Here is a 12,503-nt window from a genome sequence, read left to right as displayed (position 1 = left end):
GCGGCGCCTCGCTCGCCGCCCTGATCGCGGACAAGCGCGACTTCGCGGCCCGCGTCGTCGCCGCCCGCCGGGACGTGAGCTTCGACGCGGCGACGGAGATCGTCCGAACCGGCGTCGGCAAGCAGCTGATGGATGCGATCCGCTCCGAGACCGCAGGGCTGCAGGCGGCGACCGCGGAACGGCTGGAGGCCGACCGCAGCCGGGACGTCGCCCGCTCCCTGCTGCTGTCGGTGCTGGCGGCGATCTGTGCCGTCGTCGCGATCGTCCTCCTCGCTCGCCTCGCACTCGTTCGCCGGCGCGAGGCGATGCGGATGTCCGGGCTCCTCGACGGCGTCCTCGCGAACGCCCCGGTCGGCCTCGGCTTCCTCGACCGCGACCTCAAGATCCGCCACATGAACCGGGCGCTCGCGGTGATGAGCGAGCGCGGCTTCGGCGCCGACCTCGGCGCGCCGATCTGGGCGATGCTGCCCAACCTCGCGGACGCCCTCGGCCCGAAGCTCGCCGCCGCCCTCAACGAGGGGCTGGTGACGCCGGACGTTCCCGTGGCGGTGCCGACGCCTTCGGCCCCCGGCGGCGTGCGCCGGTTCTCGATGAGCTTCTACCCGTTGCGCGGCACCTCGTCGGACCGAGAGCCGGCGATCGAGGGCGTCGGCATCGTCGTCCTCGACGAGACCCTGCGCTGGATCGTCGAGGAGCGCATGCGCCGCAGCGAGGAGCGCTTCCGCTCTCTCATCGAGGCGAGCGCGTCGATCGTCTGGACTGCGACCGCGGAGGGCAGCCTGCATCCGCGCCAGGCGTCTTGGACGCGCTTCACCGGCCAGGACGACGCGGCCTATGCCGGCGAGGGCTTCCTCGACGTGATCCACGTCGAGGACCGCGCGCACACCGCAAAGGCCTGGCAGGCGGCAGTCTCGACGCTGCAACCCTACGAGACCGAGCACCGCCTGCGCCGGGCCGACGGCGAATTCCGGCACATGGCGGTACGCGCCGTGCCGATCCTCGCCGAGGACGGCAGCCTGCGCGAATGGGTCGGCACCCACACCGACATCAGCGAGCGCAAGGCGGCCGAAGCCGCGGTCGAGGCGGCGCGTCAGGCCGCCGAAGACGCCAACCGCGCCAAGAGCCAGTTCCTGGCCAACATGAGCCACGAGCTGCGCACCCCGCTCTCGGCGGTGATCGGCTATTCCGAGATGCTGCAGGAGGAGCTGGAAGACCTCGGCGAGCCGGCGCTGATCGCCGACATGAAGAAGATCGAGTCCAACGCCCGCCACCTCCTCGGGTTGATCAACGACGTGCTCGATCTGTCGAAGATCGAGGCCGAGCGGGTCGAGATCTACGCCGAGGACTTCTCCGTCGCCGACGTGGTGGCCGAGGTCGCCGCCACCGTCGAGGGTTTGGTCGCCAAGAAGGGCAACGCCCTCGACCTGACGATCGCCGACGACGTCGGCACGGCGCATACCGACGTGACCAAGCTGCGCCAGTGCCTGATCAACCTTCTGAGCAACGCGGCGAAGTTCACCGAGAACGGCCGCGTCGGCCTCACCGTCACGCGCGACGCCGACGCGGTCCTGCGCTTCGCGGTGAGCGACACCGGCATCGGCATGAACGAAGAGCAGGTCGGCCGGCTGTTCGAGCGCTTCACCCAGGCCGACGCCTCCACCACCCGGCGCTTCGGCGGAACCGGGCTCGGGCTCTCGATCACCCGCGCCTTCGCCGGACTTCTGGGCGGCACCGTCGAGGTCGCGAGCGTCGAAGGCGCGGGCAGCACCTTCACCCTGACGCTGCCGGCGCAGTTCGCCGGCCCCGATGCCGCCCCCGCGCAGGGCGAGGACGGGGCGGTCGGAAACCGTATCCTCGTCATCGACGACGACCCGGCGACGCGCGACCTGCTCGCCCGCTTCCTCGAGAAGGAGGGATTCGCCGTCTCCACCGCCGAGGACGGACGCCAGGGGCTGGAGCGGGCGCGGGCGCTACGCCCGCGCGCGATCCTCCTGGACGTGACCATGCCGCGGATGGACGGCTGGTCGGTGCTGCGCGCGCTCCGAGCCGACCCGGAGCTGGGTGCGACGCCGATCGTCATGGTGACGGTGCTCGACGAGCAGAACCTCGCCTTCTCCCTCGGCGCCACCGACTATCTGCACAAGCCGATCGAGTGGGGGCACCTCAAGGCCGTCACCGACCGGTTCCGTCCCGGCAACGCCGAGGGGCCGATCCTCGTGGTCGAGGACGACCCCGACGCCCGCGAGCGGGTGACGACCTTCCTGGAGCGCGAGGGTTTCCCGGTCTGCTCGGCCGAGCACGGCAAGCTCGCGCTGGAGGCGGTGGCGCGGGAGAAGCCGGCTCTCGTGCTTCTCGACCTGATGATGCCGGAGATGGACGGCTTCGGCTTCCTCCGGGCGCTGCGCACCCGCGCGGAGTGGCGCGACATCCCCGTGGTGGTGCTCACCGCCAAGGACATCACCGCGGAGGATCGTCGCCGCCTCGCGGGGCAGGCCGACCGTGTGATCAGCAAGGGCTCGATGAGCCTGTCGGACCTTGCGCAGGAGGTGCGCGGGTTGGTCGGTGGTCCGGCGTAGAAACGACGCGGCCCCCTCTCCCGTTCGGGAAAGGGGGCCACACTTCTTCAGCACGTGCGCTCGAGGGTACGTCTCAAGGCTCGGAAGTCGGGAAAACCTATTTCTCGACGAAGGCCTTCTCGATCACGTAATGGCCGGCTTCGCCGTGGTTGCCCTCTTCGTAGCCGCCGTTGGTCAGCAGCTCGCGGGTGTCGCGGATCATGTCGGGGCTGCCGCACAGCATGAAGCGGTCGTTCTCGACGGACATGTTCGGCAGGTCGATATCCTCGAACAGCTTGCCCGAGGTCATCAGGTCGGTGATCCGGCCTCGGTTGCGGAACGGCTCGCGGGTCACGGTCGGGTAGTAGATCAGCTGTGCGCTGATCATCTCGCCGAGGAACTCGTGCTTCGGCAGGCTTTCGGTGATGGTCTCGCCGTAGGCGAGTTCCTGAACCTGCCGGCAGCCGTGGACGAGGACGACCTTCTCGAAGCGCTCGTAGGTCTCCGGGTCCTTGATGATCGACAGGAAGGGCGCGAGCCCGGTGCCGGTGCCGAGGAGGTAGAGGTTCTTGCCCGGCAGCAGGTTGTCGAGCACCAGCGTGCCGGTGGGCTTCTTGCCGACGATGATCGGGTCGCCGACCTTGAGGTGCTGCAGCTTCGAGGTGAGCGGGCCGGCCTCGACCTTGATCGAGAAGAACTCCAGCTCCTCCTCGTAGTTGGCCGAGACGACGCTGTAGGCGCGCAGGAGCGGTCGCCCCTCGACCTCGATGCCGATCATCGTGAACTCGCCGTTCCGGAAGCGGAAGGCCGGATCGCGCGTCGTGCGGAAGGAGAAGAGCGTGTCGGTCCAGTGGTGGACCGACAGAACGCGCTCCTCGTAGAACTTGCTCATCGACTGAGGTGTCCCGAATCCCGATGGGGTTGGCGGTCTTTTCGCAGGTGCGGAACGCAGGTCAAGACGCGCCGACGACACACAGCCATGCAACCGCAACTGATTGGAATCGCTCTTAATACCCGCGGCGATACGGCCTAGAGCGGCTTCAACCCGGCCTCGATCTCGGCCCGGCGCGGCTCGAGGAACGGCGGCAGCGCCAAGCCCTGCCCGAGCCGGTCGAGCGGTTCGTCTGCGGTGAAGCCTGGACCGTCGGTGGCGATCTCGAACAGGATGCCGTTCGGCTCGCGGAAGTACAGGCTTCGGAAGTAGAAGCGGTCGACCGGGCCGCTCGACGGCATCCGGCGCGTGTTCAGGCGGTCGGCCCAGGCTGCGTAATCCGCATCGGGGATACGGAAGGCGACATGGTGGACGGCGCCTGCTCCCTGCCGCGCAGGGGCGGAGGCGTCGCCCAGAAGCTGCACCTCTGCCGCCGGGCCGCCCTCCCCCATGGTGAAGACGTGGACGGAACCTTCCGGCGTCTCGAAGCTGCGGGCGTGCACCATGCCCAGCACGTCGACGAGGACGCGGCCGGTTGGCTCCGGCTGCGCCACCGACAGCCGGATCGGTCCGAGGCCGCGGATCTGATGATCGGGCGCCACCGGGCTGCCGGCCCACGGATGCGCGTCGCCCGCGCCGCCGTCGTCGACGAGGCTCAGGCGCTGGCCTTCCGAATCCTCGAAGTCGAGGGTCAGGCGACCGTCGCGCTCCACCGGCGCGGAATGGGTCACGCGCTCCCGCGCCAAGCGCTCGCGCCAAGCCTCGATCGCCGCCGGCCCCGCCACGCGCAGGTGCGTGCGGGTGATGCTGTTCGTCCCGCGCCGCTCAGGTGGCGCCGGCCAGTCGAAGAAGGTGACGTCGGTGCCGGGCGAGGCCAACCCGTCGGCGTAGAACAGGTGGTAGGCCGAGACGTCGTCCTGGTTCACCGTCTTCTTCACCAGCCGCAGCCCGAGCACGCGGGTGTAGAAGGCGTGGTTGTCCGCAGCCCGCGCGGTGATCGCGGTCAGGTGGTGGATCCCGGTGAGCTGCATCGGCGAGGGCGTTTTCCGTCGTAGGGGTTGCCGGTTCGGCGAAAAAAGCGGCCCGACAAAAGGATGGGACGTTCCCCATGATCCAGGGATCATGGGGTCGATTCTAGAGGCCGATCGGCCGCCCGGCGGCGACGACCAGCATCCGGCCGTCGGCGAAGGTCCGCGCGCCGGCCCGGCGGATGTCCTCCTGCGTGACCGACGAGACCAGCGCGTTGCGGCGCTCGATGTAGTCCATGCCGAGGCCTTCGAACGCGATCTGCACCAGCTGGTGGGCGATCTTGGTCGAGGTGTCGAAGCCCAGCGCGTAGGAGCCGGTGAGGTAGTCCTTGGCCTTCTGCAGCTCCTCGTCGTCCGGTCCGTCGGCGATCAGGCGGTTGATCTCGTCGCTGATGACCGACACCGCTTCGCCCACGCGCTCGTTCTTGGTCGCGGTGTAGCCCCAGGTCATCGCCGCCGAGCGGTGGCTGACCAGCGAGGTCCCGACCGAGTAGGCGAGGCCGCGCTTCTCGCGCACTTCCTGGAACAGCCGCGAGGTGAAGGCGCCGCCGCCCAGGATGTGGTTGAGAACGTAGGCTGGGATGAAGTCGGGGTCGCGCCAGGCGACGCCGGCCATGCCGAAGCGGATCACCGATTGCGGCACATCGAGGTCGACGACCACGCGCTTGCCGAGGTCGCCCACCGTGGTCCGCTCGATCGCGCGCAGGCCGCCGGCCTCCGGCAGCGCCCCGAAGGCGCGGTCGAGGCTCTTGGCGAGCTGCTCGGCGCCGATCGCGCCGACGGCGGCGATCTTCACCGCGCCGCGGCCGAGGAGCTGGGCGTGCATCGCCACGAGGTCGTCGCGGGTGATCGCCGACACCGCCTCGATCGTGCCCGACGAGGGCCGGCCGTAGGCGTGCCCGGCGAAGGCCTCGGCGAAGAAGCGGCGCGAGGCCATCACGCCCGGGTCGTTCTGCTGGTAGCGCAGGCCGGCGATCACCTGGCCGCGGACCCGCTCGATCGCGTCGGCGTCGAAGCGGGGCTTGGCGAGCGCCAGGGCCAGGAGGTCGATCGCCTCGTCGGCGTGCTTGACGAGCATCTTCAACGAGCCGCCGATCGCGTCGGGGCCGGCATGGAACGAGAGCTCGATCGCGCGTGCCGCGAGCCGTTCCTGGAAGGCGTCGGAGCCGAGGTCGCCGGCACCCTCGTCGAGGAGGCGCGCCAACATCTGGGCGCAGCCCGACTTGCCCTCCGGGTCCTGCGCCGCCCCGCCCTCGAAGGTGAAGGCGAGCGCGATCATCGGCACCACCGGCGAATCGACGTGCCACGCCTCGATCCCGGCGGCGGTCTGGATCGGTAGCGCCTTGGCCGGGCTCGCCTTGGTGCGGACCGGCGTCTCGGCCAGGTCGGTGTCGGCGAAGTTCATGGACGACCTCGTTGTTCTCGTTCTCTTGGATGCGGCCTCTGGGTGCGGCGCCGGGCGCCGCAGGCCGAAGGCGCTATTCCGCGGCGATCACCATGGGCGCGTCCGGGTCGCTCGCCTTGACGAGGTAGCCGGTGACCGAGCGGGACGGCGTCAGCCAGCGCTCGCTCGCCGTCGCCAGACGCTCGCGGGTCACGCCCTCGATGTCGGCGGGCCAGCGGCGCACCTCCTCGATGGTCTCGCCGATGGCGAGCGCCGAGCCGTAGATGCGCGCGAGCGACGACTGGCTATCGGAGGAGTAAACCGTCTCGGCGACCAGCCGGGTCTTGGCCCGCTCGATCGCCTCGGCGTTCAGCGCCTCGGAAGGTGCGCGCCGGAGCACGCGGTCGACCTCGGCCTCGAGCTTCTCCAGGCTGACGCCCTCGGCTGGGATCGCGTAGACCGAGAAGCGGGTGTCGTCGATCGCCGAGCCCATGTACCAGGCGCCCGCGTTCACCGCGAGGCCGCTCTCCATGACGAGCTTTCGGTAGAGGTAGGAGGTCGAGCCGCCGCCGAGCACTTCGGCGAGCAGTTCGAGGTCGTGACAGCCTCCGTCGCGGGCGGTGATGCAGGACGGCGTGAGGTAGAGACGCTGCAAGGTCGGCTGCTCGACCTTCGGGTCGGCCACCGCGAGACGGCGCAGCGCCTTCGGCTCGGGCTCCCGCGGGCGGACCCGCACCGGGCGGGCGCCCTGCGGTGCGACGCGCCCGTAGGTCGCCTCGGCCAGGCGCCGGACCTCGTCGGGCGTCACGTCGCCGGCGACCACGAGGATCGCATTCTCGGGCGTGTAGAAGCGCTTGTAGTAGTCGAGGGCGTGGTTGCGGTTCAGCTCCTCGATCTCGTGCATCCAGCCGATGATCGGGATGCCGTAGGGGTGGTGCACGAAGAGCGAGGCCGCCATCGCCTCGGAGAGCTGGGCGGAGGGATCGGTCTCGACCCGCATGCGGCGCTCCTCCAGCACCACGTCGCGCTCGGGCGCGACCACCGCGTCGTCGAGGACGAGGCCGGTCATGCGGTCGGCCTCGAACGCCATCATGGTGTCGAGGTTGTCGCGGGCGACGCGCTGGAAGTAGGCGGTGTAGTCGTAGGAGGTGAAGGCGTTCTCCTGCCCGCCGAGACCGGAGACGGCCTTCGAGAAGGCGCCGACCGGGTGCTTCTCGGTGCCCTTGAACATCAGGTGCTCGAGGAAGTGGGCGATGCCGGACCGGCCGAGCGGGTCGTCGGCCGAACCGTTGCGGTACCAGATCATGTGAGTCACGACGGGCGCGCGGTGATCCGGCACCACCACCACGTCGAGCCCGTTGTCGAGGGTGAAGGACGACACCTCCGGCCCACCGGCCTCGGAGCGCCCGAACGGCGCCGCCTCGACGCGCCCCGCGCTGGCGAAGCGGCCGCCGGCCGGGAACAGGGTGGGCGTCGCCTTCCTGAACAGATGCATACCGTCTTCCCTCGTGCGGCCCTTAAGGGACCGTCCGTTTCTGGTTCGATGCGGGGCAGCGCGCCGGCATCGTCTCGATCGGCAATTCCCGTACCGGAAGCGCCGGCGCCGGTCCCGTGCCGAACGGCGACCGACCGTGTGTCACATCCGCGCCTCAGCGCGCACGCTGCTCGCGCAGGTAGGCGCCGGGATCGGATTCTTCGCGCTCGCGGCTGGCGTTGTTGATCGGGTCGGTGGTGTTGCGAACGATCTTCTTGGGCGGCTGGCGGTAGCCTTTGGGCGGATCGGTGAGCACGTCGCGCGATGGCTCGACCGCCGACGGCTCGGTCTTCTCGTTGCCGATCCCGCGGATCAGGTCGAGCGGGTTGACCCAGGAATCCTCCCGGGTGTTGTCTCCGGGCTTGCGCTCGATCTCGCGGGTCACGTTGGCGTCGGCGCGGCGGCCGGAACGCATCTCGTCGACCGAGAGCGTCGCGTTGTTGTCCTCGTAGCGCCCCTGCGCCTGGTTGCCCTTCGGCACGCGGCGCTCGGCGGCGGCGCGCTCGCGCTCGACCACCTCGGGCTCCTTCGGCCATTGCGACGAGGATGCGCCGGCGCGCGGTGCCGGCAGGGCCTTTCCGTCGAGGCGGGGCGGCATCACCAGGGGTGCGCGCTCGCGATATTCGATCGGCGCCTGCGGCTTCTCGAGGAGGCCGATGCCGCTCAGCGTGTTGCGCAGCAGCTCGCCCCGCTCCTGCGCCTGGACCGCGGACGGCAGGACGATCGCCGCCGCCATGAGAATGAGCTCCCGGTACCCGATCATGATGCCCCGCAACTTGCCCACCGACGCCCGATCCCCGTTCCGGGGTTCATCGAAGCGGCCGCACGGATGACGGCCTGATCCGGCGCTTCGGGTCTGAAGCCGGTTTCCGGCGATCGTATGGCGCCTTGACCGCTCGGGGCCAGCCATAAGCGACCTGCATCCACCGCCGTCACCGCCCCGGTCACGCCGGCGGGGACTCGCTGGACTGGCCGTCGCGCCGTTCCGGCAGCACGCTGTCGAGGATCAACCCGACGACGCCCGCGACGATCGCCGCGTCGGCGACGTTGAACACGTACCAGGACCACGCGCCGGCATGCAGGTGCACGAAATCGAACACCGCGCCGTAGGCGGCCCGGTCGACCGCGTTGCCAAGCGCGCCGCCGGCGATCAGGCCGAGCGCCGTCGCCAGCAGGCGCGACCCCGTACGGGTCATCCACACGCTCAAGCCCACGGCGGCGGCGAGCGACAACGCCACCAGCAACCACCGGCCGACGCCGCGCTCCTGCTGGAACAGGCCGTAGGAGACACCCCTGTTCCAAACGACGACGAACTCGGCATAGGGCCCGAGGCGCCAGGGCTGGGTCAGCACCAGATCGGTGCCGAAGTAGAGCGACAGCTTCGAGAGCTGGTCGAGGACCAGGGTCGCGACGAGGGCGAAGAGGCCGAGATGAACGGGCTTCATCGTGCGCCTCCCGCCGCAGCCTCTCCCCTTCCCCGACGGAGGGAAGAGGAACGAAGCGGTCGCGTCCCGCTCACGCCGCGCTCGCTGCCGGATGGGCCGCATCCCATTCCCGAAGCGCCAGGGCGTCGCGGGGTGTGACGTCCGGGTAGTCCGGGTCGCTGCCGACCTCCGGCGTGACGCGCCAGGAGCGGGCGCACTTGCGGCCCTCGGCGCGCACCGGGACCACGGCGACGCCCTTGACGTCGTCGAGGCGGAACGCGTCGGCGGGGCCCTCCCCGGCCTCGATCCGGATCGCGGAGGTGATGCAGACGTCGGCGAAGTCGACGCCGTCGAGGGCCGTCAGCAAGTCCGGGTCGGCGATCGAGACGGTGGGCGCCGCCTCCAGGCTCGCGCCGATGCGCTTGGCCGCGCGCTCGATCTCCAAAGCGCCGGTCACGACCCGGCGAACCCGCCGGATCTTCTGCCAACGCGCGGCGAGGGCGTCGTCGCGCCAGGAGGCCGGCGTCTCCGGCAGGGTCTGCAGGTGGACCGAGCCGGCCTCCGACGGGAACCGGTCGAGCCAGGCCTCCTCGGCGGTGAAGGCGAGCACGGGCGCGAGCCAGATCACGACCCGGCGGAACGCCTCGTCGATCACCTGCAGCGCGGCCCGGCGGGTGACCGAGGAGGCCGGGTCGCAATACAGCGCGTCCTTGCGCACGTCGAAGTAGAACGACGACAGGTCGCCGGTCATGAAGCCGTTCAGCAGCGCGACCACGCGCTTGGTGTCGAAGGTGCGGTAGGCCTCGCGGATCTCGCCGTCGAGCTCGAGCAGACGGTGGAGCACGAAGCGCTCGAGTTCCGGCATCTCTGCGAACGGCACGTCGTCGCCCGCCACGCGGTGAGCGAGCGAGCCGAGCATCCAGCGGAGCGAGTTGCGCAGCTTGCGGTAGGTCTCGGCGAAGGTCTTGATGATCTCCGGGCCGATGCGCAGGTCGTCGGTGCAGTCGGAGGCGGCGACCCACAGGCGCAGGATGTCGGCCCCCGAATCCTTGATGATGCTCTGGGGCGCGACGACGTTGCCCTTCGACTTCGACATCTTCAGCCCCTTGGCGTCGAGGACGAAGCCGTGGGTGAGCACCGTGTCGTAGGGCGCGCGGCCCCGCGTGCCGGCGGATTCGAGCAGCGACGACTGGAACCAGCCGCGGTGCTGGTCCGACCCTTCGAGGTACATCACCGTGTCCCGCCCGCCGTCGCGGCGGCGCACGACGTTGGCGAGGCCGGGGAACGCCGCCGGGTCGTCGAGGACGAAGGCGTGCGTCGAGCCGGAATCGAACCACACGTCGAGGACGTCGGTGACCTTCTCGTAGGCTGCCGGGTCGTGGTCGGGGGCGAGGAAGCGCGCGCCGTCGGCGTCGGTGAACCAGGCGTCGGCGCCCTCAGTCGCGAAGGCGGCGACGATGCGGGCGTTCACGCGGTCGTCGCGCAGCACCTCGCCGGTGCCCTTCTTGACGAACACCGTGATCGGCACGCCCCAGGCGCGTTGGCGCGACACGACCCAGTCGGGCCGGTTGCCGACCATGCCGTTGATGCGGTTCTTGCCCTGGGGCGGCACCCACTGGGTGTCCTCGATCGCCTGCAGGGCGACCTCGCGCAGGGTGCGTTCGCCGAGCGAGTCCACCGCCTTGTCCATGGCGATGAACCATTGCGGCGTGTTGCGGAAGATCACCGGCTTCTTGGAGCGCCAGGAATGCGGGTAGCTGTGCTTGAGCCGCCCCGACGCCACCAGCGTCCCGGCCTCCTGCAAAGCGGCCATCACGGCCTTGTTGGCGTCGCCCTTCTCGCCCTTGTCGGTGAGGACGCGCCGTCCCTCGAAGCCGGGCGCGTCCTTCGTGAGCGCGCCGTCGGCGTCGACGGTGTAGGGGATGCGGGTCTCGATGCCGCGCTCGGCGAGCGCGCGGCCGTTGGCCATCCAGACCTCGAAATCCTCGCGGCCGTGGCCCGGCGCGGTGTGGACGAAGCCGGTGCCGGCCTCGTCGGTGACGTGGTCGCCGTCGAGCATCGGCACGGCGAAGTCGTAGCCGCGGCCGGCGAGCGGATGGGACAGGGTGAGGTCGGCGAGTTCGGCCGGGGTCACGTCGCGCAGGCGCTCATGCGCCGCGACGCGCGCAGACTCGAAGACGCCTGCGGCGAGGCCGTCCGCCAGCAGGTAGGTCTGGCCGACCTTGGCCCAGTTGTCCTCCGCGGCCTCTGTCACCCGGTAGAGGCCGTAGGCGACACGTTTGGAGTAGGCGACGGCGCGGTTGCCGGGCATGGTCCAGGGCGTCGTCGTCCAGATGACGACGCGGGCGTCGCCGAGGTCTGCTGCCGCGCCGGCGCGCATCGGGAAGGCGGCGAAGATGGTGTCGCTGACGTGGTCCTCGTACTCGACCTCGGCCTCGGCGAGCGCGGTCTTCTCGACCACCGACCACATCACCGGCTTGGAGCCGCGATAGAGCTGGCCGCTCGTCGAGAACTTGATGAGCTCGGCGGCGATGGCGGCTTCGGCCGGGTAGGCCATGGTGGCGTAGGGATGGTCCCAGTCGCCGGTGACGCCGAGGCGCTTGAACTCCGCTCGCTGCACGTCGAGCCAGTGGCCGGCGAAGGTCCGGCATTCCTGGCGGAACTCGATGACCGGCACGTCGTCCTTGTTGCGGCCCTTGGCGCGATACTGCTCCTCGATCTTCCACTCGATCGGCAGGCCGTGGCAGTCCCAGCCCGGCACGTAGTTCGCGTCGAAGCCGAGTCCGCCCATGGAGCGGACGATCACGTCCTTGAGGATCTTGTTGAGCGCCGTGCCGATGTGGATGTTGCCGTTGGCGTAGGGCGGCCCGTCGTGCAGCACGAATTTCGGGCGTCCGGCGGCGTTGGCACGTAGCTGCCCGTAGAGGTCGGTGGCGCTCCAGCGCTCCAGCAGCAGCGGCTCGCGCGTCGGCAGGCCGGCCCGCATCGGGAAGTCGGTCTGCGGAAGGTAGAGGGTCTTGGAATAGTCGCGGCCGGCCGGGGCTTCGGCTTGGGTCTCGTCGGTCATGGGGTCGGGCGTCCTGGAAACGGGCGGCGCGCGTGCGGGCTTTGCGAAGGCCGGCGCATGTCACGGCGCGAGGGGCGATGGAAGCGGCGGCTCCCGTGACGATCCCGGCCTCCGCGCAGCCGCGCGGGCGCGGACCTCACGCGGCGGCCGGGCCCATAATTCGACGGACGTGTGGGGCGTGGACGCAGCGCATGGCCGCGTTCTAGCAGCGGGCGCGAGCGGAGGCCAGCGGATGCGCGCGGTCCGAACGGGGCTGCGCATTCACCACGCCGTCGGGACGCCTTGCGGGATGCTGCCACCAAATCGCGGCTGGTTCGTTGCCTGACCACGCGATCGGTCCGCGCCGGCGGGCGCAGGTCCGAGCCGCGGAGCACAACAGGATGGGACGTAACGCCATGAAACATCTCCTGATCGCCGCCACGCTCGCCCTCACCGCCTGCGCCGTCGCGCTCGTTTCAGCGGCGGTGGCGGCGGTGATGCCGGACGGCGCGGCGCGAGCGCAGGTCGGTGCGGTAGGCGCGGCGGCCGGGATCGATCCCGAGCGCGCCGTTGACCGTTCCGACAGCCCCGCCGACAGCCC

Annotated in this window: 9 protein-coding genes; 2 read left to right on the top strand and 7 right to left on the bottom strand. The window is 70.4% G+C overall.

Going from position 1 to position 12,503, the window contains the following annotated elements; all coding sequences use genetic code 11:
* On the top strand, positions 1 to 2,576 hold a 2,576-nt coding region (locus FV222_RS07510), incomplete at its 5' end, for a response regulator (RefSeq protein ID WP_147813703.1).
* 97 nt (positions 2,577 to 2,673) lie between these two features.
* Here the strand turns inward: FV222_RS07510 and FV222_RS07505 are convergent.
* The 7 genes from FV222_RS07505 to ileS all read right to left on the bottom strand — a co-directional run bounded on the left by FV222_RS07505 (position 2,674) and on the right by ileS (position 11,923).
* The gene (locus tag FV222_RS07505) at positions 2,674 to 3,447 is read right to left on the bottom strand and encodes a ferredoxin--NADP reductase (protein WP_147751804.1); all 774 of its coding nucleotides are present in this window, start codon (positions 3,445 to 3,447) and stop codon (positions 2,674 to 2,676) included.
* A 137-nt stretch (positions 3,448 to 3,584) separates the two neighbouring features.
* On the bottom strand, positions 3,585 to 4,517 hold the full coding sequence (locus tag FV222_RS07500; protein ID WP_147761552.1) for a ring-cleaving dioxygenase: 933 nt from the start codon (positions 4,515 to 4,517) through the stop codon (positions 3,585 to 3,587).
* A 103-nt stretch (positions 4,518 to 4,620) separates the two neighbouring features.
* Entirely contained in the window at positions 4,621 to 5,919 is a 1,299-nt protein-coding gene (locus tag FV222_RS07495) for a pitrilysin family protein (protein ID WP_147813701.1), read from the bottom strand.
* A 73-nt stretch (positions 5,920 to 5,992) separates the two neighbouring features.
* The gene (locus tag FV222_RS07490; protein WP_147761551.1) at positions 5,993 to 7,393 is read right to left on the bottom strand and encodes a pitrilysin family protein; all 1,401 of its coding nucleotides are present in this window, start codon (positions 7,391 to 7,393) and stop codon (positions 5,993 to 5,995) included.
* Positions 7,394 to 7,547: 154 nt separating this feature from the next.
* Positions 7,548 to 8,168, bottom strand: a complete 621-nt coding sequence (locus tag FV222_RS07485) for a hypothetical protein (RefSeq protein ID WP_306422416.1) — start codon at positions 8,166 to 8,168, stop codon at positions 7,548 to 7,550.
* A 208-nt stretch (positions 8,169 to 8,376) separates the two neighbouring features.
* A complete protein-coding gene (gene lspA, locus FV222_RS07480; RefSeq protein ID WP_147813699.1) occupies positions 8,377 to 8,877 on the bottom strand; it encodes a signal peptidase II in 501 nt (166 codons plus the stop codon).
* Positions 8,878 to 8,947: 70 nt separating this feature from the next.
* Entirely contained in the window at positions 8,948 to 11,923 is a 2,976-nt protein-coding gene (ileS, locus tag FV222_RS07475; RefSeq protein WP_147813697.1) for an isoleucine--tRNA ligase, read from the bottom strand.
* A 395-nt stretch (positions 11,924 to 12,318) separates the two neighbouring features.
* On the opposite strand from ileS, the gene FV222_RS29410 reads away from it, so the two are divergent.
* Positions 12,319 to 12,503 (top strand): hypothetical protein (locus FV222_RS29410; RefSeq protein WP_187277252.1); only part of this gene is annotated, 185 nt, incomplete at its 3' end.

It is taken from the genome of Methylobacterium sp. WL103 (assembly GCF_008039885.1).
GTDB lineage: Bacteria > Pseudomonadota > Alphaproteobacteria > Rhizobiales > Beijerinckiaceae > Methylobacterium > Methylobacterium cerastii.
This window is presented reverse-complemented; position numbering and strand designations above follow the sequence as displayed.